Below are 25,935 nucleotides of genomic sequence, written 5' to 3' on the forward strand. Positions count from 1 at the left end.
CACGTTGCTGACTCCCTTCGCGGTAAGCGCTTTCCCATAGGCCCGAAAAAACGAAACTTTCATCGCGGGCTCCGGCCGTCGGTCAGCGCTGACACGGACGCGCCGGTAAGGAAGGTTCTGGAAGTGAGGACCGGAGCTGCGGGAACGTTCAACGGGTCTCTCCTCGTCGGCGGCGGGAGCGTCCTGCCCCGCGCCGCGCGGTATTAAAGCCTCCGCCCCTCGCCCCCGCAAGCCCCCGGAGTCAGGTCAGGGCGTCCAGCGCGCGGTCGACATCGTCGGCCGTGTTGTAGATGTGGAAACTGGCGCGTACCTTTCCCGCGCGTACGGCCGCCCGGATCCCGGCCGCCGCCAGCCGCTCGCCCGGGGCGTCCACGGAGACGATGGCGGTGTCGGACGGCTCCAGGCCGAGTCCGGTCCTGAACCGGTTGGCGAGGGCGACGTTGTGGTCGCGGACCCGCTCGACGCCGAGCTCGACGAGCAGCTCGATGGCCGGGGCGGCGCCGACGTACGAGAACCAGGCCGGCGACAGGTCGAACGCCCGCGCGTCGGCCGCCAGCCGCAGCGGCGGGCCGTAGTAGGAGCCGCCCTCGTCCGCCCCGCCGTACCAGTTGGCGGCCAGCGGGCGCATGCGCTCGCGCAGGCCGGGCGACAGGTAGCCGAACGCGGCCCCGCGCGGTGCCATCAGCCACTTGTACGCGGCGCAGGCCAGCGCGTCGACGCCCTCGAGGTCGACGGGCAGCCAGCCGCAGGACTGGGAGCCGTCGGCGATGACGAGCGCGCCATGGGCCCGTGCGGCCTCGACGATCTCCCGGAGCGGCGCGACGTAGCCGGTGGCGGACTGGACGAGGCTGAAGGCGACGGCGGCGGTGGAGCCGTCGATCGCGTCGGCCAGCCGGTCGGCGGGGACGGTCTCGACCTCGGCGGCCACCGCCCACGGGAAGAGGTTGCTGGTGAACTCGATCTCCGGCACCACGACCCGCGCGCCCGGCGGGAGCGCCGTGGCCACGGTGGACATGATCTGCGAGACGGTGGAGCTGACGGTGACATCGCCGGCCGGGACGCCGATGAGGCGGGCGAAGGCCTCGCGGGAGCGGCCCACGAACGCGTCCCAGGGTTTCCAGTCGCTGCTGCCGTGCCGCCAGTCGGTCAGGACGGCCTGGAGCTCCTCGAAGGCGCGGCGAGGTGGCAGGCCGAAGGAGGCGGTGTTGAGCCAGCCGGGATCGGCGTCCCAGAGCGTGCCCGCAGCGGCGATATCCATCTGATCAGCCTAGGGTGCTCGGTGCGGGCGATGGGCACCGCTGCGGATGATCCCCAAAGCCGACATCGCGCTGTTCGATGTGGATTGTTGAACGATGCTACGATCCCCTTGAACGTGCCCATGCGCCCCGGCCTGCAGAAGGACGCCCCTTGACCAGCGACGACAACGGCCAGACCCGGTCCGCCGAAGAGGCGGTGCGTGCCTGCGCGCTCCGGGCGAAGCAGAGCTGCGCGACCCTCCACAACGCGACGGACACGGCCATCGACACCGCGCTGCGCGCCATGGCGGAACGGCTGCGGGCGGCGCGGGACACCCTCACGTCCGCCAACGAAGCAGACCTCGCCGCAGCCGTCTCCGCGGGGATGTCACCCGCCCTCCAGGACCGGCTGCGGTTGACCGGCCCACGGCTGGAGAGCATGGCGGCGGAGCTGCGCACGCTGGCGGACGTGGCGCACGAGCCTCGCGACCGGGCCCTCGAAGAGCGCCCGGACGGCCTCACCCTGCTGGAGCGCCGCCGGCCGGTCGGCGTCATCGGCGCGAACTTCGAGGCACGTCCGAACGTCACCCTCGACATCGCCTCCCAGTTCCTCAAGTCACGCAACGCGGGCGTGCTCCGCACCGGTTCGGCCGCGCTCCGCTCCTCCCGGGCCATCGTGGAGCAGGTGATCGCACCGGCCCTCGGCGAGGCCGGTCTCGATCCGGACGCCATCCAGCTGGTTCCCAGCGAAGACCGCTCGGCGGCGTACGCGCTGGTGTCCCTGCCGGAGCTCATTCCGCTGGTCATCCTGCGCGGCAGCGGAGAGAGCACCCGCGACCTCGGCCGCGAGGCCGCCCGCCACGGCGTGCGCACCCTCGCCCATGCCGACGGCGGCGGGGTCCTGTACGTGGATCCGGCCGCCGACGACAAGGTCGTGCATCAGCTGATCGCCGACAGCCTGGACCGGCTGGGCGTGTGCAACCGGCTCAATCTGCTGCTCATCGACCGGTCCGTCTACGACGAGCGGCTGCCCGGCATTCTCCAGGTCCTGGACCGCCTCGGCGTCACCGCCTCCCTGCCCCCGCACACCCACCCGCGCGGGTATGAGTGGTCGCTCGACCCGAAGCGTGCGGCCACCGTGACGGTCGACGCCGTCGACGGCCCGCTGCACGCGGCCCGGGTCGCCAATGAGGAGACATCCGGGCTGGCCGCCGCCATCGCGACCGAGGACCCGGCGGTCGCCGCGCGGTTCATCGACGCCTACGCCGGCTCCGGGGTCTTCTGGAACTCCACCACACGGCTCCTCGACGGCTTCAAGCTGCTGCGGCTGCCCGAGACCGGCATCAACATCGACCGGGTGCCCGGCCCACGCGGTCCGGTGAGCTTCCGTGATCTGTATCTGCGGCAGTACGTGGTTGTGCCGAGCGGACGGTTCACGTCCTGACGGGACCGTCGTCACCCCCGGCCGGGGCGATGTCCCTGATGAAGACGATCCCGTCCGTCCCGCCCACCTGGCCGGGGTCCAGGGGGAGGTAGCCGTGGTTGGCGGAGGTGCGGAGCGTCAGCCCGGCGTCCGCGATGACCGTGCTCAGGCGCCTGGAGTCGACGAGGGAGCGATCGTCCGCGAGTGAGGCGTACAGGACACCCTCCAGGGTGTCCGGCGGGGGAGCGGCGAGTCCGAGGTGGGGCGCCGCGCCGAGCGCCGTGGCGAGGAAGGCGTACTCGGCGCCCACGTGCGCGGCGACGATCGCGCCGGCGCTCCACCACTCCAGCAGCAGGTCGCCGCCCGGCCAGCCGGCCGTCCGCCAGACGCTCCTGTCGCGCTGGAGGTGGCGGTTGTGGGCGTGGACCAGGACCGGCCCGTGCGGCGGCGCGATGGCCAGGAGGTTCTCGGCCATCATCGCGTCCCGCAGCCCCATGAGGCGCCCGACCCGGGCCGGCGACGGGTCGGCCATCCCGGCGTGGTAGCGGAGCAGGCCCGTGGCCGTGCGCCCGTACAAGGAGGCCCGCCACCACGCCTCCCGTGAGGTCGCGGCGATCAGGCGCGGCGACTCGGCCATGAGCAGGGCCACGAGGTCGTCGGCGAGGAGGCGGAGCGAGACGGCCTCGCCGGAGCGACCGACGGACCGGGCGGGATCCATGGTCGCCGCGGGGTCGGTCCACCGGGCGTCGGTGTCGAGCAGCCGGTCGAGGTCGTCGAAGGGCAGGACGTCGAGATGGGCGGCGAGGTAGCCGTGCAGCCCGGCGAGCGCCTGCCGGGGGCTGCCGGGGCCGGACATCTCGAGCGGGCCGTCGAAGCCGAAGAACCGGATCCGCCCGGACGCCGGCCGGTCGCGGTTGTACGACCGCATCCACGCCACGAGCTCCCGATTGGCGGCCGACCCGCCGAGCCCGTGGCTGAAGCCGCGCCGCATGACGTCGTCGAGCGTCCCCACGCCCCGCGTGACGTAGTCGTCGACGATCAGGCCCGCGAGGCAGTCGCTCTCGATCGCGATCGACCGGTACCCCTCGTGCTCGACGAGCTGACGGAAGACCTCGTTGCGCTGTGCCGGAAGCGCCTCCTCGCCGTGCAGGGGCTCACCCAGGCCGAGCAGACGGGGCGGCGCGGGAAGGAGCCCGGTGATCGAGGTGCTGTCGAAGGGCCGGGCCGCGGCAAGGATCTCGGAGGACATGCCTTCAACCGTATCGTTGAACTCCTTGTGTAAACTTTGCCGATGCCTCGTGAGCGACTCCGACCCGTGGACCTGGCGCGTGTGCACGGCCTGTCCACCCAGGCGATCCGAAACTACGAAGAAGCGGGCATCCTCCCGCCGGCGGCGCGCACGCCCAGCGGCTACCGCGCCTACACCCCCGCCCACGCGGGGGCCCTGCGCGCGTTCCTCGCCCTGGTGCCGGGCCACGGGCACCAGACGGCCACCTCGATCATGCGGGAGGTCAACAGGGGCGCCGTCGAGCAGGCCCTGCGGCTGATCGACGAGAGCCACGCCCAACTGCTGGAGGACCGCAGCACGCTGCTGGCCGTGGAGCGGGCGCTGCGCGACCTGACGTCCGAGGACGGGCCCGCCGAACGTCCGGGGCCGGGCGGCGTCACCTTCATCGGCCCGCTGGCCAGGAGGCTCGGGATCAGGCCCGCGACCCTGCGCAAATGGGAGGCCGCCGGGCTGGTCCAGCCGCGACGCGACCCTCAAACCGGCTACCGGGTCTACACCGCCGCAGACGTGCGGGACGCCCGGCTGGCCCACCAGCTCCGGCGCGGCGGCTACCTGCTGGAGCAGATCGCGCCGCTGCTCGCCCAGGTGCGCGCCGCCGGAGGGCTGGCGCCCCTGGAGGCCACGCTGCGCGACTGGCAGGCCCGGCTCTCCGCGCGCGGCCGCGCCATGCTGGCCGGAGCCGCCGCGCTTGACGCCTACCTCCGGGAGGGTCTGCCGAAGGATTAAGATACAGTACAGCTCTGTATAGTAATCCGCCGTGACAGGCAGATGGGAAGACGCCATGGGTGCATACGTGCTCGGCTTCCACGACATCGACAAGACCCTGCTCCCCCTGGTCGGTGGCAAGGGGGCCAACCTGGGCGAGCTGACCGCCGTCGAGGGCGCGCGGGTGCCACCGGGCTTCTGCGTCACCACCGAGGCCTACCGCGCGGTGGTGGAGTCGGACGGGACGGTCGCCGGACTGATCGACGGGCTGTCGGGGCTGCGGGCGGACGACCGGGGCGGGGTCGCGGAGGCCGCCGCGCGGCTCAGGACGGCCGTCGAGACCCTGCCCGTGCCGCCCGAGATCGAGAGCGACATCCTGCGCCACCTCGGCGAGCTCGGCGATGGGCCGTGGGCCGTGCGCTCCAGCGCCACCGCCGAGGACCTGCCGTCCAGCTCGTTCGCCGGGCAGCAGGACACCTACCTGAACGTCAGCGGGGCGCAGGCGGTGCTCGCGAGCGTGCGGCGCTGCTGGGCGTCGCTGTTCACCGACAGGGCGGTCGCCTACCGCATCAAGAGCGGCTTCGATCATCGGGCGGTCCGCGTGTCCGTGGTCGTGCAGCGGATGGTCTTCCCCGAGGCGGCGGGCATCATGTTCACCGCCGACCCCGTGACGGGCAACCGTAAGGTGGTCTCGATCGACGCCGGGTTCGGCCTGGGGGAGGCGTTCGTGTCGGGCGTCGCCAACGCCGACAACTACCGGGTGCGCGCGGGCGAGATCATCGCGCGGAACGTCGTGACCCAGACCGTCGAGCTGCGCCCGTCCCCGGACGGCGGCACCGAGGAGCGGGCGATCGAGCCGGCGCGCCGGCACGTCCAGACCCTGACCGACGAGCAGATCGTCCGCCTCGAACGCCTCGGCCGCCGCATCGAGCGCCACTTCGGCCGCCCCCAGGACATCGAGTGGGGCCTGGTCGAGGGCGACTTCCAGATCCTGCAGAGCCGCCCCGTCACCACGCTCTACCCCGTGCCGCCCGTGTCCGACGGCAAGAACCACGTCTTCATGTCGTACGGCCACCGCCAGATGATGACCGACGCCTTCAAGCCCCTCGGCCTGTCGGTCTTCGCCCTCCTCCACGACCGGCTGGGCCGCTCGGCGGGCACGGTGTCCGGCGGCCGCTTCTACAAGGACGTGTCGCCCGAGCTCTCCTCGCCGTGGGCCCGCGCGGTCACGCTCAAGAGCCTCGGCCAGGTGGACGTCCTCATGGCCAACGCCCTGCGCCAGGTCCTGACCAGGAAGGACTTCATGCGCGACCTGGCCCACGGCAAGACCGAGATGCTGAACTTCGGCGAGGGCGGGCTGCTGTCCATGGGCCGCCAGTACCTGAAGCTGTCCGGCAGCGACGACGCCGGCGTCGTGCCCGAGCTGATCGCCGAGAACGACAGGACGGTCGAGGAGCTGCGGCGGGGCATCGCCGGCAAGTCGGGCGACGAGTTGTTCGCGTACATCCTCGACGACCACGACGTGCTGGCCAGGCTCACGTTCGACCCGCGCAGCGTGGCGGCGGCCTTCGTCGGCATACAGGCGGTGAACTGGGTCGACAAGCACATGAAGACCTGGCTCGGCGTGGAGAACGCCGCCGACGCCATCGCCCGGTCCGCCGACCACAACGTGGTGGCGGCCATGGGCCTCGATCTGCTCGACGTGGCCGACGCGATCCGCCCGTACCCCGAGGTGATCGAGCACCTCGAACGGGCCGGCCGGGACACGCTCCTCACCGGGCTCGACGGCCTGGAGGGCGGCCCCGAGGCCCGCGAGGCGATCGAGGGCTATCTGCGCGCGTACGGGATGCACTGCTCGGGCGACATCGACATCACCAGGACGCGGTGGAGCGAGGACCCTGCCCAGCTCGTCCCGCTCCTGCTCGGCAACGTCAGGAACTACGCGCCCGGCGAGCGCGCCCGCAAGGTGGAGCGGGGGCGCGCCGAGGCCGAGCGGACGGTCGCCGACCTGCTGGAGCGCCTGCAGGCGCTGCCCGGCGGCGAGCGCAAGGCGAAGAAGGCGGCGCGGCGGATGAGCCTCATCCGCCACTTCATCGGCTACCGGGAGTACTCCAAGCACGCCCTCCTCCAGCGGTACGAGCTGTACAAGCAGGCGCTGCTCGCCGAGGCCGGCCGGCTCGCCGGGCGGGGAGTGGTCAGGGAGCCCGAGGACGTCTTCTTCCTGTCGTTCGACGAGTTCCGGGAGGTGGCGCGGACCGGGCGGCTCGACCACGCCCTCATCGAGGAGCGGCGGGCGGCGTTCGAGGAGTATCGCAAGCTCACGCCGCCGCGCGTCATCACCTCCGAGGGCGAGGTGATCTCCGGCGAGTACGACACCGGCGCCCTGCCGGCGGGCGCGCTGGCCGGCATCGCGGTGTCGTCGGGCGTCGTCGAGGGGCGGGCCCGGATCGTGCTGAGCATGGACGAGGCCGCCGTCGAGGAGGGTGACATCCTCGTCACGGTCTTCACCGACCCGAGCTGGTCGCCGCTGTTCGTCTCCGTCAAGGGGGTGGTGATGGAGGTCGGGGGAGTGATGACCCACGGCGCGGTGGTCGCCAGGGAGTACGGCCTGCCCGCGGTCGTCGGCGTGGAGAACGCCACCCAGCTCATCAAGGACGGGCAGCTCATCCGGCTCAACGGCACCGAAGGGTACGTCGAGCTGCTCTGACCTGGCCGGATACGGGCGGTCCCGGGCTTTCCCGGGGCCGCCCTTTCGCTTGTCGGCCGGCATCGCGACCCTCCTTCTGGACGCCACCGGCACCGGCTTCCTCGAATACAGCCGGGACCTGTTCGACCGGGCCACCGCCCGCGCGCTCGTCAGGCGGCTGACCCGCCTGCTCGACCAGGCACTCGCCGACCCGTCCCGGCCGATCGGCCGCCTCGACCTGCTGGACGCCGCCGAGCGCCGCACCCTTCTCCAGGAGTGGAACGGCGACCTGGTCAGCGAGCCGGGCGCCACCCTGCCCGGCCTGTTCGAGGAGCAGGCGCGCCGCACGCCCGGCGCGACCGCCGTCGGCGACCTCATCTACGCCGAGCTGAACGCCCGCGCCAACCGCCTCGCGCACAAGCTCATCGCGTACGGCCTCATCGCGTACGGCGCCCGTCCAGGCGGCGTCGTCGCCCTGTCGCTGCCCCGCACGCCCGACCTGGTGGCGGCGCTGCTCGCGGTGCTCAAGACCGGGCGGCCTACCTGCCGCTGGACCCGTCGTACCCGGCCGACCGCGTCAACCACATGATCGCCGACGCCGCTCCCGTGTGCGTGGTGGACGAGGGCTGGCTGGACGACCTGGGGGAGTGGCTGGACCACGACCCCGAGCGTGACCTGCGGCCGGGCGACGCCGCGTACGTCATCTACACCTCTGGCTCGACCGGCCGCCCCAAGGGGGTGGTCGTCACCCACCACAACGTCGTGCGGCTGCTGTCGGCCACCGACCACTGGTTCGGGTTCGGGGCGTCGGACGTGTGGACGCTGTTCCACTCGTACGCGTTCGACTTCTCGGTGTGGGAGCTGTGTTCCTGTTCCCGCTCATGTACCAGGACGTGCTGGGGCCTCGGCGGCGGATGCCGGCCTGGTGGTGTTCCCCGAGGCGCTGGGGCTCATGGTCGCCGGCTTCGTCGTGGACCGGGCCTGCGCGACGTGGGGCGACAGGCGGGTGATCGCCGCCGGACTGCTCGGCGGCGCGGCGCTGTTCGCGCTGCTCGCCCTGGCCGAGCCGGGGGAGTGGGGGCTGCGGGCCGCCATGTTCGGGGTGGGGCTGGTGCTCGGCCAGGCGGTGACGGCGGTGCAGGTGTCGGCGTTCGCGACGGTCGGGCCGGAGGTGATGGGCCGGGCGATGACGCTCTTCCAGTCACTGCGGATGCTCGGCGGGGGCCTCGGCGTGGGAGCGTGCGCGCTGGCGGCCTCACACGCGGGGTACCGCGCGGCCCTGCTGGCGGCGACGGCGTTCCTGCTGGGCGCCTTCCTGGCGGCCGCGAAGGCGTCCGTACCGAGGGACTCTGCCCGAAGATCCCTTCCTGAGCTGCTGGTGATCACCGTACGTCGGTCGGCCTCGGTGGACGACAGCTATTCGAACAGGGACGTGTCTCCCGTGCCCCGGCGGAGAATCTCGGGTTCCTCCTGCGAGAAGTCGACGACGGTCGTCGGAGTGGCGCCGCATTCGCCGGAGTCGATGACCGCGTCCACCACGTGGTCGAGCCGCTCCTTGATCTCCCAGCCCTGCGTCGAAGGTTCGGTCTCGTCGGGCAGCAGCAGGGTGCTGGACACCAGCGGTTCGCCGAGCTCGGCCAGCAGCGCCTGGGTGACGACGTGATCGGGGATGCGGACGCCGACCGTCTTCTTCCGGGGATGCAGCAGCCGCCGCGGGACCTCCTTGGTCGCGGGCAGAATGAACGTGTACCCTCCGGGAGTCGCCGCCTTGACCTGGCGGAACAGCGCATTGCTCAGGCGAACGAATTGGCCGAATTGGGCGAAGTCACGGCATACCAGGGTGAAGTGGTGGTCGCTGCCCAGGCCGCGGATCTCCCTGATCCGGTCCAGGCCCTCCTTGTTGCCCGGTCGGCATCCGAGGGCATAGCACGAGTCGGTGGGGTAGGCGATGAGCCCGTCCGCCCGCAGGATCTCGGCGATCTGGCTGATCAGGCGAGGCTGGGGATTGTCCGGATGAAGATCGAAGTATCTGGCCACGCCTCGGATCTTAGGGGTCGTCACCATGGCAGGACAGGCGGCCCCAGGGCAGCACGGTCTCGCCGTCCGGCAGCGTCCCAGCAGAGCGCGTTCACCCGCTACAAGGCCGCCCGGGCCGGGATCGCCTGCATCCTGGCCTCGTCGATCCCGCCTACACCAGCCAGCCCTGCCCGCGATGCGGATGGACCATCAGGACGAACCGGATGGCACGCGGCCGCTTCACCTGCACCCGGTGCGGCCTCTCTGGGCACGCCGACCACATCGCGGCCCGCAACATCGCCCGACGCGGCGCCGCGGGCTGGGTTGCCGTCAACCAGCCACACGCTACCGGCCTCCCCTCAGCCAGACGGGACCCTGAATCCAAACCACCGGCTTCAGCCGGTAGCAGTTGATGAGAAGATCCACATGATGACTGGTCTGATGAGCGGCTGCGGCCGCCGAGCAAAGGCGACGGCCACAGCCGTGATCACCACGGACTCGCCGCGCGCATCAAGCCGGGCAGTCACGGCGGGCTCTGCCCGCCCTGCCCGCGTGTGCGATGGCCTACGGCCCGCCCGGGCCGGGCGCGGCGATGTCCGCACGACGGAGGGAGGCCCCATGTGGTGCTCCACTGGCCGGCGCGCGGAAGATCGAGCCGAACGAGGGCGGGCGCGCTTCATCATCGCCCTTCTCTCATTGCGCACGTGGTGAGCATGTCAGCCGCGCCGACCGAGGACCGCAATACGCTCGCGGACACCGGGGTCCGCGTGCCGGCAAGCAGTGGAGGTGCGGGTCAGAGCGTGCCCGGAGCCTTGCCGCGCTCGGCAGATCCCCACGGCATCGTCGAAATCGCCGGGTTGCGGCCGCGTCAGCGACCCGGCGACGGCGGACAGGTGTCCCAGGCGGACGTGGACCTCATCGACGCCCTGGACCCCCTCGCGTGGCGAACCGTGGCCGACTGGCTGCAGGAACGACCCAGCGTGGCCGGGAGAGGCGCCCGCGTGCAGATCCTGGCCGCATTTCTCCGCTGGTTGCACACGGTCGAGCCGGGCCTGAATCTGCTCGCCGCCACCGGGGAACACGTGGACACCTATTGCCGGCAGGCCCGGTCCGGGGCGCTCACCGTCGGTGTACGCATTCCAGGGAAGCCTCTCTCAAGCGCCACGGTCACCGCGAGAGGCCGCGTGTTGTCCTCCTTCTACCGCTTCGCCTGGTCAGCCGGTGTTCTCTCGCAGGCGGCCACGCCGCCGGACATCACCTGGCCGCGCGCGATGACCCGTGACGAACGGCGGCGGCTACGCCATGGTGCCTCCTGCTTGGCGGCCGACGGTCGACTGACGGAGGCTGCGGCCGTGGCCCTGCTCGAAGCAACGGGGGCCGGCGTGGACGCGCTGGCGAGCTTGACCGGTCGCGACCTGCATGCTGTGGGCGAGTCGCTCGTGCTGATCACCGTTCGCAACAGCCAGCGGGATGTCGTGACCTTCCCGATACCCGAGTCGGTCATGCCCTGGCTCCGGGTGCGGAGTTCGCTTCGGTCGCCCGAGGACCTGCTGATCGCGCGCCACGATGGCCGCCCTACGGACTCGGAGTGGTTGAGACGCGCGCTGGTGGACGCGGCGCTCGCCGGCGGCATCCCTGAACGGAGGGCCAAGGCGCTATGCCCGCCCATGTTGCGCGCTGTGACTGCCACATCTCTTGTGGAGCAGGCGGCCTGCGATGTCCCGGCGAGCTCCGGCGCCTGATGCACGTCCTGGTGATCACGTCCGTGGGACACCTATAAATCTACAAAGTAAAGGCGCCGGGACCAGAGGTCCGCTACCGTCAGAGCGAGAACGACAGCGGCGTCGAGGAGAGCCCTGTCGGCAGTGGCGGTGACGGCAGCGGCCGCGAACGCGGGATCGTGCGGCACGGCGTCCCCCGAGCCGATGTCGAGCATCGGATGGATGGCCCGCACGACGTGCGACACGTTCGCCATGTCCGTCATCGCGAACGGCTCCCGCTCCACGGGTTCCGGCCGCCCGAGCGCTCTGGCGTTGGCCGCGTAGAGACGGGCGAGGCCGGCGTCGTCGCGGAAGTCGAGGTAGTCGGGCTCCGGCCGGGTCAGGCGCGCCTGGCAGCCGGTGGCCAGCGCCGCCCCCTGGAAGCAGGCCTCGACGCGGGCGCGCAGCCCGGCGAGGTCCTCCGCGGCGGTGGCCCTGATCTCGTAGGAGGCGGTGGAGCGGGCGGGGATGACGTTGGGCGCCTCGCCCGCGGAGCGCACGACGCCGTGGACGTGCCGGTCGCGGGGGAGTTGCTGGCGTAGCAGCCCAGGAGGACCTGGACGCCCTCCTGGCCCTGGGCGTGACCCCCGTGGCGTCACGAACGGTCAGGGCATCGGCACCCCGCCCGCGTACCTGACCGGCAAGGTCAAGGGCATCCCGGTCGTCGGCAACCTGCTGCAGCCGGTCATCGACAAGGTCGTGGAGGTGGAACCGGACCTGATCCTGGCCGGCGACCTGCAGGACCAGCAGCTGCTCGACCAGCTCCGCAAGATCACTCCCGCGACGGTGGTGACGATGGCGCCGACGGACGACTGGAAGCTGTCGTTCATGGGCATCGGCAACGCGCTGAACAAGCTGGATGCGGCCAGGAAGGTCATGGCCGCCTACGACGCGCGTGTGGCCGAGGCCGAGGGCAGGATCAAGCCTGCCGAGGTGAGCATCGTGCGGTGGAACCCGCAGGGGCCGAGCTGGACGGAGAGGCGGCAGTTCGCCGCCTTCGTCGCCGCCGACCTCGGCCTGACCCGGCCGGCCGCGCAGGACAAGGACGGCACCGCCCGCTCGATGCCGCTCAGCCTGGAGGCGCTGTCGGACATCGACGGGGAGTGGCTGTTCGCGTCCACGCTGACCGCCGAGGGGCAGAAGACGCTCGATAGGGGGCGCGGCGTTCAAGGAGCTGAAGGCGGTCAGGAACGGCCACGTGGTGTCGGTGGACGGCTCGGTCTGGAGCACGCGCGGCGCCTCCCTGGCGGCGGGCATCGTCATCGACGACCTGGTCAAGGCCCTGTCGGGCGGCTAGCTGGCTGCCGACACCGCCGGCTGCCGGGCGCGCCTTCCTGGATGGGAGACCCGCGCCGACCCGGCGACCGGTGGATGTCCGGCCCCCCGGAGGCGTCAGACGACGGCGACGGCGTCGATCTCGACGAGGAACCCGGGGCCCAGGCCGGCCACGACATGGACCGTGATGGCCGGCGGCGGGTCGGCCGGGTTCCACACCTGCCGGAAGGCGGCCACGCCCTCGTCGAACGAGTGGCCGTCCACCACGGCGACGGTCCAGTGCACGATGTTGGACAGGGTCGCGCCCTCGCTCTCCAGGATGGTCGCGAGGTTGCGGAGCGCCTGCCCGGCCTGCTCTCCGACCGTGGGACCGACGACCTTGCCGCTGGCGTCCACGCCGTTCTGACCGCCGATGTAGATCGTCTTCGTGGGCTGTTCGACCACGACGGCCTGGCTGAAGGCCGGGTTGCGGTGGAGCCCCTCGGGGTTGATGTGCCGTACGCCCATGTGCTGTTGCCCTCCTCCAATGGCGAAACCAGTTAAAGGGGTTTCGCTAGCAACACCACTTATAGTGGTTTCATGAGAGTGAACGCAACCGGACGGGTGCTCCATGACCCCAAGGGAGGGTCGTTCCGGTTCGACGCCGGCGCCGTCTGCCTGGACTTCGCCCACACGGGCGGGGAGGGCCAGTACGCGATATTCGAGACTCTCCACGAGCCTGCCGACCTCGGCGAATGGCTGGCCCAGCCGCCGCTGGCCGCCGTCATGACGGTTCCCGTGACGGCCCGCGAGCTGGCCGAGGCCAAGGCCCTGCGCCAGGCGATCTGGGACGCGGCGCACGCCCGGGCGGCCCGCGTCCCCCTCCCCGCCGAGGCGGTCGCGATCATCAACCGGGCCGCGGCCAAGGCGCCGCTGACCCCCGAGCTGGCCGCCGACGGAACGACCGCGGGGTGGGCGCCGCCGGTGCGGGCCACGCAGGCGCTGTCGGCGCTGGCGCGCGAGATGATCGACCTGCTCTCCGGGCCGCTCTCCGAGCGCATCCGCGAGTGCGCGAGCGACAACTGCCCGCTGGTGTTCGTCGACACGTCCCGCCCCGGCGCCCGGCGCTGGTGCGCGATGGAGCGCTGCGGCAACCGCCACAAGCTCCGGGCTCTCCGCGCCCGGCAGGCCGCGGACTCGTGACGGGTGCCGGTGCTCCTGCTCGTGCGCACCCGGTGTCGAGTCGGGGCCGATTTGCGCGCGGGTGGTGAGCTTCCCCCCGCGTACGGCGACGTCTTGTCCGTGGTGACGGCAAGCTACCGGCGCTCGAGAGAGGTCAGGGCGGGCCGTGCCGTCACCGTTGCTCGGCGTGTTCTTGCTCGGCGGCCGCGGCGTAGGCGGCGTCGAGGCGCTCGAACGGGCCTGGACCCTCGTGCGGCCTCGGCGGGGCGCCGAGGTGGCGGACGCGAAGCTCGTCCATGAGTTCCTCGATGAACGCCGGACCCTCATCACGCATGAGCTGCTGTCGGCTTCGGAGCTCGTCGCTGCCCGGGCGCCAGTCGAGGCCCCAGTTGCCGAGGGCGTAGATGATCGGAAGAGTCTGGATACCGGCTTCAGTGAGGCTGTAGCGAGCGCGCTGCCCCCGCGCGGCGGTGCCGCGGGCGAGGATCCCTGCCTCGACGAGCCGTACCAGGCGGTCGGCGAGGATGTTCGAGGCGATGCCCTCGATCGACCCGGTGAGCAGCGCCCGGAAGTAGCGGCGATCGCCGAAGATGACGTCGCGCAGCACGAGCAACGACCAGCGATCTCCGAGCACCTCGACGGCGGCGTTGATCGGACACCCGGACCGTGGTTCCACGATTCCTCCTTGACACATATTTCGCCCTCCCTATAGTAGTTGCAAAATACAATCACTCTTGGGAAGAGAAGCTGATGGGCCGCTTCGTCTATTCGATGCAGGTCTCCCTCGACCTGCGGATCGAGCAAGTTCCGGGGGACAACGGCGCCGGCGAGTGGCTGCGTATCGACGAGGAACTGCACCGCGAGTGCAACGTGCTGACGCAGGCGCTCGCGCTCATGGTCCAGGGCCGGGTCTATTACGAGGTCATGGAGGAGTACTGGCCACGGGCGCGCGAGGACGCGTCGCTGCCGGACTACATGCGTGACTACGGTGAGATCTGGACCGCCAAGCCCAAGGTGCTGGTCTCCCGCACCCGCCGCAGCGCCGATCACAACACCCGGATCATCGGCGGCGACGACGCCATCGGGCAACTCGCCGCCCTGCGGGCCGCGACCGACGGCAGCATCAGTGTGGGCGGCGCGGCGCTCGCCACGCAGCTGCTCAGGGCGGGGCTGCTCGACGAGCTGCTGCTCTTCACCCATCCCGCGATCCTCGGCTTCGGCAGGCCGCTGTTCGACGACTACGACGTGCCGATCGAGCTCGACCTGCTCGAGCAGCGATCGTTCAAGCAGGGCGTCACGATGCATCGTTACGCCATCCAGGACGCAAAGGAGGCGAGCTCGTGCTGAGGCAGGTCGCGGAGGGTGTGCTGGTCCACGAGAGCGAGTTCGTGCAGAGCAACGCCGTTGTGGTGCAGGGCCGGACCGGTGTGCTGCTCATCGACCCGGGGGTGACCGGCTCCGAGATCGACTGCCTCGCGAACGACCTTCGCGAGCTGGGTCAGCCTGTCGTGGCAGGGTTTTCCACGCATCCGGATTGGGATCACCTGCTCTGGCACGCCCGGCTCGGCGAGGCGCCCCGTTACGGCACGGCGCGCTGCGCGGCCACTGTCCGAGATCAGCTGTCGGACGCGGGTGCGAAGGCCCGCATCGCCGCCCACCTGCTCGAGACGGAAATCGCCGGGCAGGTACCGCTGGACCTTTTCGGCCTCATCACCGGCCTGCCCGCCGAAACTGCGCAGATCCCTTGGGATGGCCCTCACGTCCGGATCATCGAGCATCAAGCGCATGCCCCGGGCCACGCGGCGCTGTTGATCGAGGAACGCGGGGTTCTCGTCGCCGGCGACATGCTGTCCGATGTCCTGATTCCGATGCTCGACTTGACCGACACCGCGGACCCGATCGAGGACTACCTCACCGCGCTGCGGCTGCTCGAGGGCGTGGCGGGCGACGTCGATGTCGTCGTCCCGGGCCACGGTTCCGTCGGCGGGTCCGACCAGGTACAGGCGCGGATCGAGCAGGATCGGGCGTACGTACTCGCGTTGCGGAACGGCCAAGTCCCCGCCGACCCGCGGATCGGCCCATCGGCCAAGCCTGGCTGGGAGTGGGTGAGCGACGTGCACCAAGGGCAACTCCAGCGCCTCGCCCGAAGAAGCGAGCGCGATGGGGCGGCCCGCTAGCGATCGGTGCGCGACACAGCCAGTACGCGCGGGTCGCCGCCGGGACGTGGGACAGCGGCACGATGTTCTCCCACCGTTGCCGCAATCGCCCGAACCTGATCGGCATCCCGTAATCCAGCGGGCCGACCTGGCGGAGCGCGGCGGATCGAACGCCGGTTCCTGCCGCCGATGCGGCACTGCGCGGGATCGTCCTCCCACACGGACCCGGAACAGGCCCCGTGCGGCTCAGGAACAGAAATCCATGATGGTGTCGGTGAGGATGCCGGTGAGGCGGTCCAGCGAGGTCAGGTCGACATATTCGGTGGCCGCGTGGGCCCCCGCGCCGTCGACGCCGAAGAGCAGACAGGGGATGCCGGCGCGGTCCAGCAGGGCGCAGTCGGTCCAGAACGGCTCGGCGCGCACCACGGGCGGGTGCCCGAGTGCTCTTTCGGCGTGGCGCGCCAGGGTTCGGGCGATCGGGGACTGCGGGTCGGCCTCGAAGGGCTCGCGATACAGGCCGCGGGTCAGCCGGTACTGGAAGTCGGCCACAGTGGCGGCAAGGTGGTCGAGTACGGCAGTCAGCTCCTGTTCGACGCTGTCGGCGCTCTCGCCGGGGATGGTGCGCCGTTCGAGGGTGATGCGGCAGTGCGCCGGGTAGGTCGAGGGCTCCTCGCCTCCGCGGATGACCGAGGCGTGCACGGTGCCGGTGCCCAGGAGCGGATGGGCGGGGCCATGCGCGAGGCGCCGGCCCAAGTCCTCCAGCGCCACCAGGAAGTGGCCGGCCTTGACGATGGCGTCGATGCCGAGCTCGGGGCGCGAACCGTGGGCGGCGCGGCCCTCGATCTCCACCTCGAACCAGGCGAAACCCTTGTGGGCGAGGGTGAGTTCGAGATGGCTCGGCTCGGTGACGATCGCCGCGTCGGCGGTGAAGAACTTCAGCACTTCCTCGGTGCCGGAGCTGGCGTGCTCCTCGTCCGCGACGCAGGCGACGATCACGTCGCCGCGCAGGGGGCCTCCTGCCGTGGCGCGCGCCGCGGCGACCATCATGGCGGCGATGCCGCCTTTCATGTCGAAGGTGCCGCGGCCGAACATCCTGCCGTCGCGGATCTGCGGGTCAAGGGGGTCGCCGTCGTAGCCGGCGAGGCCGACCGTGTCGAGGTGGCCGTTGAGCATCAGCGAGCGGCCGCCGCCGGTGCCGCGGGCGATCGCGACGAGCGAGGGACGGCCCGGTCGCTCTTCCACGTGGTGCACCTCGAAACCGCGGGCGGCAAGCCAGGAGCCGCAGAAGCCGGCGATGGCGCTCTCACCTGCTCCGCCGGGTACGAGGTCGGGGTTGACGGAGTCGAGGGCGGTCAGCCGGGCCAGGAGCGGAACGGGGTCGAGGTCCTCAAGATCGGAAGCCGCTGAGATCGCAGAGGGTTCGGGCAGCATGAAAGGCCTTCCGCAGCGTTGACGTGTCATCCAGGCACGGCGAGGGGCGGTGGGATTGCCGACGGCGTGTTCGTCAGGCGAGCATCGTGCCCCAGGTCGATCGCGTCGGTCCAGCGCAGGTTCGGCAGCGGAACGTCGACCTCCGTCTCCAGCAGGGAGAGTTCTTGGGAAAACGTCTGATTCGTCGGTCTTGCTGATGAATATAGGTTGAGAACATTCGCTCGACCGATCAGAGGAAAGGGCCGCAGGCTGAGGACGTGCTGGACGATGCTTCTTTCACGAGGATCACGAGGACCCTGCCGTGGTTCGCGCGGCCCGCTGCCCGGTCCTGGACCTGCGCGCCCGCCCCTGCCGGGGTGCGGGACTTTCACGCCGCCTTGCCCGGCTACGCACCCACCCCGCTGACAGAACTTCCCGCACTGGCCGCCGAGTTGGCGGTCGGTCGCGTGTTCGTCAAGGACGAGGCGTCCCGCCTGGGTCTGCCGGCCTTCAAGGTGCTGGGCGCGTCCTGGGCGGTGCACCGTGCCCTGGCGGAGCGTACTGCCCACCACCCGCGTACAGAGCCCGTCACGCTGGTCAGCGCCACCGACGGCAACCATGGCCGCGCCGTGGCGCGCACGGCACGTCTGCTCGGCCGGCGCGCGCACATCTTCATCCCCCGGGGCGTCCATCCGGACGCCGTGGCGGCCATCGCCTCCGAGGCGGCGGAGATCACCCGGGTGCCGGGCTCGTACGACGACGCCGTACGCCGGGCTGCCGACGCAGCCGCCACCGCCGCGGACACGATTTTGATCCAGGACACCGCCTGGCCCGGCTACGAGACGATCCCGGGCTGGATCGTCGAGGGCTACTCCACCCTCTGCGTCGAAATCGACGAGCAACTCGCCGCCGCGGAAGCCGCGGCGCCGGCGCTCGTCGCGGTCCCGGTGGGCGTCGGCTCCCTGGCCCAGGCCGTGGTCACCCACTACCGCAGCCGTCCATCCGCACCGGCGCCTGCCTTGCTGTCAGTCGAGCCGGAGGCCGCGGCCTGCGTCATCGAGAGTCTCACCCGTGGCGAGCCCGTCAGCGTCATCACCGGTCAAACCACCATGGCCGGGCTGAACTGCGGCACGCCGTCCAGCCTCGCCTGGCCCTATCTGCGCCACGGGCTGGACGCCGCGGTTGCCATCACCGACCTCGCCAGCGCCCGCGCGGCCAGCGACCTCGCGAAACTCGGCGTCTCCTCGGGCCCGTGCGGGGCCGCCGCTCTCGCCGGCGTTCGCGCGGTGCTCACCGGGGAGGGAGCCGAAGAGCGCCGTACGGCACTGGGCCTCGGCCCGGCCTCGGTGGTCGTGCTGCTCAGCACCGAAGGCGCAGCCGCCAACCCGCACCGCGCCACCGATCACTGAGCAGCCGCCGGCGGAGTCGCAGGCCAGACGGCCGCCCGGAACATCGACAAAAACCGATGACGTCCACGATCACCGGACGGGCGGCCTACGATGAGCGCCTGGCCGTGCACCGCGCTCTGGCGGCCGTGCTCGACGACGAGCAGTATGCCGACCGCCGCGCCTGGCACCTGGCCGCCGCCGCGATCGGCCGCGCCGGGCCGATCGCCGCCGCGCTCGAACAGGCGGCCGACCGACCCAGGCGGCCGACCGACCCCCGAAGCGGTGCTCCTGCGGCTTGTGCCCGTTGCCGTGGACCAGGCCGGCCAAGCGCTGTTCGACGGTGCCATCCCGGCTCCACGTGGGCGGTCACATGAGCAAGGCGGCGACAAGGCGAGTCAGCGTGTCGCGGGCAGGCACAGTGGGACGATGTCCGACCAGGGCGAGCGTGGTCAGCCCCTCGACCAGCGGCAGAAGCGTTTCGGCCGCCAGGTCGGCGTCGAGATCGCCGCGGAACTCCTCGGTCTGCTGACCATAGCGGACCAGCCAGGCCAGCAGGTCGCGCGTCTTGGCGTGGGCCTCCCGCAGGATCTCCGCCAGTGGCGGGTTGGTCGCCGCGTGGGCGGTGAACGCCGCCATGATCCTGGCGTCGCGCTGCTGGTCCGGCTCGATCAGGGCGAGCGTGCGCAGGGTGGCGCTGAGCAGGGTCACTGCCGACTCCGGTGCGGCGGAGGCCTCGATCTCCGCCTTGCCCTGCTCGGTGACGCGCTCGGTGATGTGGCGCAGGGCGAACACGAGCATCTCGTCTTTGGTGGCGAAGCAGCGCTGCACCGCTCCCATGGAAACTCCGGCCTGTCGTGCGACGTCGCGGAGGGTCGCGCCTTCGGGGCCGTGCCGGTCGATCAGGTCGCAGACCGCTTCGGCGATGTGACGGCGTCGCGCCTCGTAGTCGACCTGCTTGGGCATGAAGCTCCTTCCTGAGCGGACCACGATCCGATGCAGTTGCATCATATCAGCATTTCCGGTTTTATCTGATGCGAACGCATCGGAACGAAGGAAGGACTGGCATGAGCCGCCTCAAGACACCGACCAGCACACCCGACAAGGCGATGTGGCTGCTCGGTGCCCTGTTCACGATCCAGGGATTCGGATCGGCGATCACCGAGTCCCAATGGGGCACCAGCTTCGGGATCGCCGGCATCCTGCGCGCGGCCGGCTTCCCGAACTGGGCCGATCTGGTCATCGGGGCCGTCGGGGCCGTGTTCCTGCTCGTGGCCCTGTACCGGACGGTGCGCCGATGAGGCCCAGAGGTATGGGGCGGATTCGGCTGGCCATGGGAGCGGTGACCGGCCTGGCCGTCGTCGCGACTTGCGGGGTCCCCGCCGTTCCGGCCTCGAGCCAGCGCCGGCCCGTCATCCACACGTCGTCCGGCGCGGTGGCCGGCGAGCACGTCGACCGCGACCTCCAGCGGTTCAACGCCATTCCCTACGCCGCACCGCCGACCGGGGCCCTGCGCTGGCAGCCGCCGCGACCTGCCCAGGCGTGGAAAGACGTCAAGGACGGCGCTCGTACGGCCCCGCGCTGCCCCCAGCACGCCAACCCCGCCGACTCCAACCCGGCCGGCACCGCCGAGGACTGCCTCTACCTGAACGTCACCGCTCCCCGGACCGCGTCCACCGGACGGCTGCCGGTCATGGTCTGGCTGCACGGCGGCGGCTTCACCCAGGGAGCCGGCGGCGACTACGACGCCCGGCGGCTGGCCCGCGCGGGCGCCGTCGTCGTGACCGTGAACTACCGGCTGGGCGTCTTCGGCTTCCTCGGCCACCCGGGGCTGGCCGGCTCGGGCGCGTTCGGCCTGCTCGACCAGCAGGCAGCGCTGCGCTGGGTACGGCACAACGCGGCGGCCTTCGGCGGCGACCCGCGCAACGTCACGCTGTTCGGCGAGTCCGCCGGCGCCTTCAGCACCTGCGCGCAGCTGACCTCTCCCGCAGCGACGGGGTTGTTCGACAAGGCGATCATCCAGAGCGGCAGCTGCTCGATGCGCCAGATGGGCATCGACCCCGCCGGAGGAGACACGATCTGGCCTTCTCGGGAGGCCGGCGAGCGGATCGCCGCAGCAGTCGCCGCGCAAGTCGGGTGCGCGGAAGCGGCGCAGACCATGCCCTGCCTGCGCCGGGTGCCCACCTCACGCCTGCTCGCCGCGCAGCAGAAGGTTCCCGCCACCTGGGCGCCCTCCTACGGCACGGACACACTGCCGCGGCAACCCGGCCAGGCGGTGGCCGAGGGACGCTTCCACCGTGTGCCGCTCATGGTCGGCGGCACCGCGCACGAGGCCAGGTATTTCGTGGCCATGTACTTCGACGGTCCAGGCCGGCCGCTGAACCAGGAGACCTACCAGCAGTTCCTGCGCACCTCCTTCGGCCGGGACGCGAAGCGGGTATCGGAACGGTATCCGACCGGCGCCTACGGCTCGCCTTCCCTGGCATGGGCAGCCATCGCCACCGACCGCGCCTGGACCTGCCCGACCCTCGCGGGCAGCCGCCTGCTCGCCCGCAGGACCTCCATCTACCAGTACGAGTTCGCCGACGGCAACGCCCCCCGACCGGCCGGTTTCGCCGTCCCCCGCGCTTTCCCCCTGGGCGCCTACCACGGCGCGGAACTCTCCTATCTCTTCGACGGACCGGGAGCCGCCATCGACACCCCCGCCTCGTCCGGCCAACGCCGCCTGGCCGACCAGATGATCGGCTACTGGACGAACTTCGCCGCCACGGGCAACCCGAACGGTCAGGGCCTGCCGTTCTGGAAGCCGCTGACCAGTAAGAGCGCGAACGACGTCCACACCCTGACGCCGAACGGAAGCAACGGAGACGCCGCAGCACCACATCACTGCCGCTTCTGGGCCGCACACAGCTGAGAGACCTCCTCACCCTCAGCCCGCCGTGCCGCCGTGCCGCCCTGCCGCCGTGCCGCCGTGCCGCCGCGCCGTCGCGCCGTCGCGCCGTCGCGCCGTCGCGATGAGCCTGTGGACTGGCTGAGCGCACCATCCCGGCTCGGTTTCGTTGAGGATCCTCCTGCTGGCTACGGCCCCCAGAACCCGCGGGCCGCCTCTGCCTGGAGCTCAAGACAGGCGAGCTGTCGCAGCCGGCCGGGCCCGGCGGCTTCGGTCAGCAGCGCCCCCATCATGGCCATCACCTGCACCTGAGGGTGGGCCCCGCCCGCCTGACCTCTCGGCCGGCGGACGGGGCGACTCCAGCGGTCCCGCCGTCAGACCTTGACGCGGACCGGGACCGTACCGATCGTCACGCGATGGTCGGAGCACGGTCCGCCACCACAGCCGGTGCCCTCCCCCAGCGCGTCACCGGAGTACGGACCGGCGATCAAGCTCTCCCGTACGAAGATCAGGTCGATCTTGGGGCGCTGGTCGCAGGGTTCCTCAGTGGGGATCGGCGTCCCATCACCGCTGGTTTCAAGGACGGTGGTCTCGCCGACGCCGGGGCATCGCGGATCCAGGTCGTCGAGCTCCCTGTACGCACCGGTGTTGTTGCCGTTGTTCGGCCCGTTGACAGTCGGGGAGTACCAGTCGTTGAGCCGGCGAAGATGGGGGCGTGCGTTGAAGTCGCCGGCGATGATCACGGTGTCGCCGTCGTTGTAGAGGTCCTCGAGATGGCCTTGTACCGCGTCCAGTTGCTGCTCGTTGATGGGGCTCCCGCCGATGTCCGTGTGGTCGCTGGTGATGTGCGTGGTGCAGAACCGCATATGCGGGCGGGCGGCAAGCGGCGCGCAGAGCAGCTTGTTCACGCCGCCCTTGGTGTCCTTCGGCAGGTCGTACTTCTTGGCGGTGCCGAGGTCTTGCCGGCTGAAGATGGCGATGCCGAACTGCTCGTAGCCGCAGGCCGGATCCTGGCGCGGTTCTTCCCCGTTTCGGATGGCCGCGAAGCGGGCGAAGCTTGTGCCCGCGGAAACCCAGCCGTTCTGTACCAGCTTGTCCTGCAGCGCTTTGTACTGACTCCAGCAGAGTTCGTTGAAGGCGGCGAAATCCGTGTTCCTGTTCAGGATCGACGCGGCCGCGGCGTCCACCATTCCGGTGGTCGTGGACGCGCGATTCATCTTCCAGCCCGACACATTCCACTGCCACACGTTGTACGTCTCCACCACCGAATCGGCGGCGCGCGCCGAGCCGCCGGTCAGTAGTGTCGCGCCCAAGGCCACCACGGCGACCATCAACCGGGCGAGCATTCTCATCTCACGTACTCCCCTCGAGGCTGTACTTGTCAGCCCCGACGCTATTCACCGTCAATCTCCGGCGAATCTGTCAATCGACTGGTGACTCATGGAGATGATCGGAATTGAAGCTCCCCGCGCACGTCACCCCCCGGGCCGGAATCGGCGTTTCTCTGTCTTCTCGTGGGCGGCGATGAGGGTGTCGATCTGGACGCTGAATTTGGCGCCCAAGGGCCAGCCGATGTAATGGGTGAGGAAGACGGCGATCTCGCGGAGTTCGGTGGCGGTGACCTCGAAGTCGCTGCGGGCCGCCGTTCTCTGCGATGTGCGATGTCGACGGCCGCGCGGCGGGCGGGCGCGCCGTGGCGACGGGGGCCCGGCGACGGGCAATGAAGGCGCGGTGAGCATCGATCGTCTCGGCCGGGTAGATCGCCTTGTAACCCATGGTCGTATCAAGACTCTTGTGCCCGCAGATCACTTGGGCGATGTGTGGTGGCAGGCCGTTCATGATGGCGTCGGTCACGAAGATCCTGCGGAAGTCGTGCGGGGAGAAGATGAGCGGTTCGCCGGCGGCATGTCTTCGTCGAAGACGGCCTCTGGCGACGTCAGGCATTCCAATTTTCCGAATGCCCATGTCGGGCCGCGGTTTTGATGCGGTCGAGTAGCGGTGGGGTCCAATGGGGTCCGTAGGCGGCCTGAAGCTGAGGCAGGCGCCAGTCGTTACCGGTCACGGTGCGGCGACAGAGGGGCTTGCCGCAGTGGCAGGACATCGACCATGCTTCAACACCGGTGTGAGTGGCGTAGTCGATGGTGAGTTCATCGCCGGGACTGATGTCGAGGCGTGCGATCACGGTGGTCGCGTCGCGGTGCCAGAGGTTGGGCTCACACGAATGATTGCCGTAGCGCACCGGATGAGCGGGATCGAGAAGCAGATGGAGACCCTCCTCGACCGTCAGGCTGCTGTAGGGAGGGGCGAGAGAGACCAACGTCTCATCGTTGATCAGTCGTCCGCCGAGCCGCATGACAACCTCGTCTTGCCGGATCCGTTCGACGGCGAACAGGCCGATCCCTTGAATAGACGAGGGCCTGGTCTCGGCTCTTGGTGTGAGCCAGCATTCAGTCGCGTAAACCGTGCTCATCGTGGCTGTTCTCCTTCCAGATGGGTGTGGTCAGTCCGGGGGCTCGGCGGCTGACCTCGGCGGCGTAGGCGGCCGAATCTCCGGCGGAGGCGCGTTGCCGAGCGGCGGCTGTCGTGATGTGGATGCCGAGCATGCGGGATCGCGGCTCCCTCTACGAGTGGACGCTGCTGGTCACCATTGTTGTCGTGTTGGTCGCCAACAGCCTGCTCGAAGAGGTCTTCTACCGACGCTGGCTGCAGACCCCGATGGGAGCACATCCTCGGCCGCCGGCCCGCCATCGTGATGAACGATCACTGTCCTTCCGGGTGGCGATTATCCTGACCCTTCATCGGTCCCTGGCCAGCTCTTCTCGTGAACACCCACGTAGCGGCGTCGGCGTAGGCAGGCGTCACACATTTGAGCTGGGCGGCCGGCACAGGGCGTCACCCCAGGATGCAGGGCTCAGCCGTCAGGCGATCTTATTGATGGCGAGGTCGGCGGTGCGGGAGCCGAGCGAGCTGACCAGGCGATGACAGCCGCCGCCAGCGCCAGCACTGCCGTCGAGCACGTTCATGCCGCCCTGCGGGTCAAGGGGTGTGGCCCCCGATCGCAACGCTCGCCCCTTGCGGGCCGGTGTGACGATGTCGGTGGCGGTGCGTTCGCCGCTCCAGGCGGTATCTGGGAGTCGCACCCGCTGCCCGAAATCGGTGGGGGCGCCGTCCGCACGGCCGGACAACCAGTCATCCAGCAGTTGCAGCGTCAGTCCAGCGCAGGTGCCTGTCTCTGGCGTCGAACCGCCAGGGGATGCAGGCTGGGCCTGATCGAGGAAGCTGGCGGCCGGCACGCTGTTGTGATCGGTGGCGGCTTCGACGAACACGCGTAACGTGGTGGCCGCCCAGGTGCGTGCAGGACCGGTCGGCGCGGACACGATTCTGTTCTGGTCGGCGATCTCGAGGGAGCTGAGTAGGTTGCCGACCAGATCGCCGGCGACGACATCAGCATTCTCTTCCATGACGGGCTTCGCCGGAGTGTGCTGCATTCTGCTCTCCGGTCACGTGGGCGGCTGCAGCAGCCCTCCCGCCGGTGAGCGCGGGCTCGATCAGCGTGTTAAGGGTCTGTTCGAGGCCGCCGGTGGCCGCGTCGCAGATCGCGGCGGCGGGCTCGGCCGGGACGAGGCCGGACCGTTCGCACTTGGTGGCAAGCGCTCCGGCGGGGATGCCGGGTGAAAGTTTCAGTTCCGAAATCCCAGGATGGGCCGCTGATCGGGAATGGCTGCAGGCGAAGCCGTGGTCGGTGCGCAGGCTCTGGGCGCGGGTCGGTTCCCGCATTGACTCCGGTCCTCCAAGAGAGGTACCTCCGAGGGGAGGCGTTCCCCGTGCCCGCTCCTGCCGAAGGGTTGGTCATGACGAGACGACGTACATCGCGGTTGGCTCGGGTGGCGGCGGCTCTCGCCGGCATGATCGTATTGATTGCCACGTACGCCTCGCCCGCGCAGGCGACGATCATTGCGTGCAAGTGGGAGAAAGTCAGCTCGTGGACCAACGGTTTTCAGATCAAGGTCACCCTCATCAACGACCTGATACTGGTCAACAGCTGGACGGCCACCTGGACGTGGGATGGCGACACCAAGGTCACTAACGCGTGGGATGCGATCGTGACCCAGTCGGGTTACAGCACGTCGGCCGGCAATCAGTCGTACAACGGCCATGTCCCGGCGTCCGGCTGGGTGAGCTTCGGCTTTGTGGCCACCGGCGTCAGCGACAGCCACGGCGGCGGACTGAGGGTCAACGGCGGACCCTTGCTGCCGTGCTGAGCTTGCCCGTCGCAGCGGACCGCGATGGTGTCGGCGGTACTCGATGGTGCTACGACGCCCCCGCGGCCAGCAGAGTTACCATGTCGCTCGAGTCGCCGGTCTTCGTCGTGGTCTTGTCGACGTAGGTCTTGACGGCCTGCCCCGCCCAGTCGTCCCTGACGAGCTCGTCGATCCGCTTCTCGTCGTCGATGGCGAACAGCTGCTTGAGCACGCCGCTGTGGTGCGTCAGGGCGAGCAGGGTGACGGTGCGGGCGTCCGGCTTCCGGCCGCGGAGCACCTGGCC

Annotated in this window: 26 protein-coding genes and 3 pseudogenes; 15 read left to right on the top strand and 14 right to left on the bottom strand. The window is 70.4% G+C overall.

Going from position 1 to position 25,935, the window contains the following annotated elements; all coding sequences use genetic code 11:
- Positions 1 to 241: 241 nt before the first annotated feature.
- A complete protein-coding gene (locus AB0H84_RS51145) occupies positions 242 to 1,258 on the bottom strand; it encodes an aminotransferase class V-fold PLP-dependent enzyme (protein WP_357621381.1) in 1,017 nt (338 codons plus the stop codon).
- 149 nt (positions 1,259 to 1,407) lie between these two features.
- On the opposite strand from AB0H84_RS51145, the gene AB0H84_RS51150 reads away from it, so the two are divergent.
- Positions 1,408 to 2,679, top strand: coding sequence for an aldehyde dehydrogenase family protein (locus AB0H84_RS51150; RefSeq protein WP_357621383.1), 1,272 nt, complete (start codon positions 1,408 to 1,410; stop codon positions 2,677 to 2,679).
- Here the strand turns inward: AB0H84_RS51150 and AB0H84_RS51155 are convergent.
- Positions 2,669 to 3,907, bottom strand: coding sequence for an erythromycin esterase family protein (locus tag AB0H84_RS51155; protein ID WP_357621385.1), 1,239 nt, complete (start codon positions 3,905 to 3,907; stop codon positions 2,669 to 2,671). The two genes, AB0H84_RS51150 and AB0H84_RS51155, sit on opposite strands and share 11 nt — an antisense overlap.
- Before the next feature lie 42 nt (positions 3,908 to 3,949).
- Here AB0H84_RS51155 and AB0H84_RS51160 point away from each other — a divergent pair, with 42 nt between their 5' ends.
- From AB0H84_RS51160 to AB0H84_RS51175, 4 genes and pseudogenes are all read left to right on the top strand, one after another.
- Positions 3,950 to 4,672, top strand: a complete 723-nt coding sequence (locus tag AB0H84_RS51160) for a TioE family transcriptional regulator (RefSeq protein WP_357621387.1) — start codon at positions 3,950 to 3,952, stop codon at positions 4,670 to 4,672.
- A gap of 31 nt (positions 4,673 to 4,703) precedes the next feature.
- Positions 4,704 to 7,358, top strand: coding sequence for a rifamycin-inactivating phosphotransferase (rph, locus tag AB0H84_RS51165; RefSeq protein ID WP_357621389.1), 2,655 nt, complete (start codon positions 4,704 to 4,706; stop codon positions 7,356 to 7,358).
- A gap of 49 nt (positions 7,359 to 7,407) precedes the next feature.
- A pseudogene (locus AB0H84_RS51170) lies at positions 7,408 to 8,150 on the top strand (AMP-binding protein); the annotation flags it as partial.
- Positions 8,151 to 8,289: 139 nt separating this feature from the next.
- Positions 8,290 to 8,640 (top strand): annotated as a pseudogene (locus AB0H84_RS51175) (hypothetical protein); the annotation flags it as partial.
- 113 nt (positions 8,641 to 8,753) lie between these two features.
- On the opposite strand, the gene AB0H84_RS51180 reads toward AB0H84_RS51175, so the two are convergent.
- On the bottom strand, positions 8,754 to 9,374 hold the full coding sequence (locus AB0H84_RS51180; RefSeq protein ID WP_357621391.1) for an L-threonylcarbamoyladenylate synthase: 621 nt from the start codon (positions 9,372 to 9,374) through the stop codon (positions 8,754 to 8,756).
- Positions 9,375 to 9,562: 188 nt separating this feature from the next.
- Here AB0H84_RS51180 and AB0H84_RS51185 point away from each other — a divergent pair, with 188 nt between their 5' ends.
- Both AB0H84_RS51185 and AB0H84_RS51190 read left to right on the top strand, forming a co-directional pair.
- Positions 9,563 to 9,766: a zinc ribbon domain-containing protein gene (locus AB0H84_RS51185; protein WP_357621442.1), complete on the top strand. Its 204-nt coding sequence runs from the start codon at positions 9,563 to 9,565 to the stop codon at positions 9,764 to 9,766.
- 300 nt (positions 9,767 to 10,066) lie between these two features.
- A complete protein-coding gene (locus AB0H84_RS51190; RefSeq protein ID WP_357621394.1) occupies positions 10,067 to 11,095 on the top strand; it encodes a hypothetical protein in 1,029 nt (342 codons plus the stop codon).
- A 32-nt stretch (positions 11,096 to 11,127) separates the two neighbouring features.
- On the opposite strand, the gene AB0H84_RS51195 is transcribed toward AB0H84_RS51190, so the two are convergent.
- On the bottom strand, positions 11,128 to 11,613 hold the full coding sequence (locus AB0H84_RS51195; RefSeq protein WP_357621396.1) for a peptidase dimerization domain-containing protein: 486 nt from the start codon (positions 11,611 to 11,613) through the stop codon (positions 11,128 to 11,130).
- Here AB0H84_RS51195 and AB0H84_RS51200 point away from each other — a divergent pair.
- Positions 11,582 to 12,205: pseudogene (locus AB0H84_RS51200) on the top strand (ABC transporter substrate-binding protein); the annotation flags it as partial. The gene AB0H84_RS51195 and the pseudogene AB0H84_RS51200 overlap by 32 nt on opposite strands.
- Before the next feature lie 300 nt (positions 12,206 to 12,505).
- Here the strand turns inward: AB0H84_RS51200 and AB0H84_RS51205 are convergent.
- On the bottom strand, positions 12,506 to 12,895 hold the full coding sequence (locus AB0H84_RS51205; RefSeq protein ID WP_357621398.1) for a RidA family protein: 390 nt from the start codon (positions 12,893 to 12,895) through the stop codon (positions 12,506 to 12,508).
- 72 nt (positions 12,896 to 12,967) lie between these two features.
- Between AB0H84_RS51205 and AB0H84_RS51210 the strand changes: the two genes are divergently transcribed.
- The gene (locus AB0H84_RS51210; RefSeq protein WP_357621400.1) at positions 12,968 to 13,570 is read left to right on the top strand and encodes an ABATE domain-containing protein; all 603 of its coding nucleotides are present in this window, start codon (positions 12,968 to 12,970) and stop codon (positions 13,568 to 13,570) included.
- 151 nt (positions 13,571 to 13,721) lie between these two features.
- Here the strand turns inward: AB0H84_RS51210 and AB0H84_RS51215 are convergent, their stop codons facing one another.
- Positions 13,722 to 14,225, bottom strand: a complete 504-nt coding sequence (locus tag AB0H84_RS51215) for a helix-turn-helix domain-containing protein (RefSeq protein ID WP_357621403.1) — start codon at positions 14,223 to 14,225, stop codon at positions 13,722 to 13,724.
- Positions 14,226 to 14,299: 74 nt separating this feature from the next.
- On the opposite strand from AB0H84_RS51215, the gene AB0H84_RS51220 reads away from it, so the two are divergent.
- Both AB0H84_RS51220 and AB0H84_RS51225 read left to right on the top strand, forming a co-directional pair.
- Positions 14,300 to 14,896, top strand: a complete 597-nt coding sequence (locus tag AB0H84_RS51220; RefSeq protein WP_357621406.1) for a dihydrofolate reductase family protein — start codon at positions 14,300 to 14,302, stop codon at positions 14,894 to 14,896.
- Positions 14,890 to 15,726: an MBL fold metallo-hydrolase gene (locus AB0H84_RS51225; protein ID WP_357621409.1), complete on the top strand. Its 837-nt coding sequence runs from the start codon at positions 14,890 to 14,892 to the stop codon at positions 15,724 to 15,726. The genes AB0H84_RS51220 and AB0H84_RS51225 overlap by 7 nt, the downstream gene beginning before the upstream one ends.
- Before the next feature lie 225 nt (positions 15,727 to 15,951).
- Here the strand turns inward: AB0H84_RS51225 and AB0H84_RS51230 are convergent, their stop codons facing one another.
- Positions 15,952 to 17,136 carry a M20/M25/M40 family metallo-hydrolase gene (locus AB0H84_RS51230; RefSeq protein ID WP_357621412.1) on the bottom strand — a complete coding sequence of 395 codons (1,185 nt, stop codon included), beginning with the start codon at positions 17,134 to 17,136 and terminating at the stop codon, positions 15,952 to 15,954.
- A gap of 257 nt (positions 17,137 to 17,393) precedes the next feature.
- Between AB0H84_RS51230 and AB0H84_RS51235 the strand changes: the two genes are divergently transcribed.
- Entirely contained in the window at positions 17,394 to 18,524 is a 1,131-nt protein-coding gene (locus tag AB0H84_RS51235; protein WP_357621415.1) for a diaminopropionate ammonia-lyase, read from the top strand.
- Positions 18,525 to 18,869: 345 nt separating this feature from the next.
- Here the strand turns inward: AB0H84_RS51235 and AB0H84_RS51240 are convergent, their stop codons facing one another.
- Positions 18,870 to 19,466 carry a TetR/AcrR family transcriptional regulator gene (locus AB0H84_RS51240; RefSeq protein ID WP_357621417.1) on the bottom strand — a complete coding sequence of 199 codons (597 nt, stop codon included), beginning with the start codon at positions 19,464 to 19,466 and terminating at the stop codon, positions 18,870 to 18,872.
- A gap of 101 nt (positions 19,467 to 19,567) precedes the next feature.
- Here AB0H84_RS51240 and AB0H84_RS51245 point away from each other — a divergent pair, with 101 nt between their 5' ends.
- Both AB0H84_RS51245 and AB0H84_RS51250 read left to right on the top strand, forming a co-directional pair.
- On the top strand, positions 19,568 to 19,801 hold the full coding sequence (locus AB0H84_RS51245; protein WP_357621419.1) for a hypothetical protein: 234 nt from the start codon (positions 19,568 to 19,570) through the stop codon (positions 19,799 to 19,801).
- Complete coding sequence (locus AB0H84_RS51250) at positions 19,798 to 21,414, top strand: carboxylesterase family protein (RefSeq protein ID WP_357621421.1); 1,617 nt, start codon at positions 19,798 to 19,800, stop codon at positions 21,412 to 21,414. Before AB0H84_RS51245 ends, AB0H84_RS51250 begins: the two co-directional genes overlap by 4 nt.
- A 350-nt stretch (positions 21,415 to 21,764) precedes the next feature.
- On the opposite strand, the gene AB0H84_RS51255 is transcribed toward AB0H84_RS51250, so the two are convergent.
- The 5 genes from AB0H84_RS51255 to AB0H84_RS51275 all read right to left on the bottom strand — a co-directional run bounded on the left by AB0H84_RS51255 (position 21,765) and on the right by AB0H84_RS51275 (position 25,167).
- Positions 21,765 to 22,742: an endonuclease/exonuclease/phosphatase family protein gene (locus AB0H84_RS51255; protein WP_357621423.1), complete on the bottom strand. Its 978-nt coding sequence runs from the start codon at positions 22,740 to 22,742 to the stop codon at positions 21,765 to 21,767.
- A 70-nt stretch (positions 22,743 to 22,812) separates the two neighbouring features.
- Positions 22,813 to 23,355 carry a site-specific integrase gene (locus tag AB0H84_RS51260; protein WP_357621426.1) on the bottom strand — a complete coding sequence of 181 codons (543 nt, stop codon included), beginning with the start codon at positions 23,353 to 23,355 and terminating at the stop codon, positions 22,813 to 22,815.
- Positions 23,327 to 23,860 carry an SET domain-containing protein-lysine N-methyltransferase gene (locus AB0H84_RS51265; protein WP_357621429.1) on the bottom strand — a complete coding sequence of 178 codons (534 nt, stop codon included), beginning with the start codon at positions 23,858 to 23,860 and terminating at the stop codon, positions 23,327 to 23,329. Before AB0H84_RS51265 ends, AB0H84_RS51260 begins: the two co-directional genes overlap by 29 nt.
- 448 nt (positions 23,861 to 24,308) lie before the next feature.
- Positions 24,309 to 24,851 (bottom strand): hypothetical protein, encoded by a 543-nt coding sequence (locus tag AB0H84_RS51270; RefSeq protein WP_357621431.1) that lies wholly within the window; start codon positions 24,849 to 24,851, stop codon positions 24,309 to 24,311.
- On the bottom strand, positions 24,835 to 25,167 hold the full coding sequence (locus AB0H84_RS51275) for a hypothetical protein (RefSeq protein WP_357621433.1): 333 nt from the start codon (positions 25,165 to 25,167) through the stop codon (positions 24,835 to 24,837). Before AB0H84_RS51275 ends, AB0H84_RS51270 begins: the two co-directional genes overlap by 17 nt.
- A 74-nt stretch (positions 25,168 to 25,241) precedes the next feature.
- Here AB0H84_RS51275 and AB0H84_RS51280 point away from each other — a divergent pair, with 74 nt between their 5' ends.
- Positions 25,242 to 25,652 (top strand): cellulose binding domain-containing protein, encoded by a 411-nt coding sequence (locus tag AB0H84_RS51280; RefSeq protein WP_357621435.1) that lies wholly within the window; start codon positions 25,242 to 25,244, stop codon positions 25,650 to 25,652.
- 49 nt (positions 25,653 to 25,701) lie between these two features.
- Here AB0H84_RS51280 and AB0H84_RS51285 read toward each other — a convergent pair.
- On the bottom strand, positions 25,702 to 25,935 hold a 234-nt coding region (locus tag AB0H84_RS51285), incomplete at its 5' end, for a GPP34 family phosphoprotein (protein ID WP_357621437.1).

Source organism: Nonomuraea sp. NPDC050786 (assembly GCF_040654115.1).
In the GTDB taxonomy this organism is placed as follows: domain Bacteria; phylum Actinomycetota; class Actinomycetes; order Streptosporangiales; family Streptosporangiaceae; genus Nonomuraea.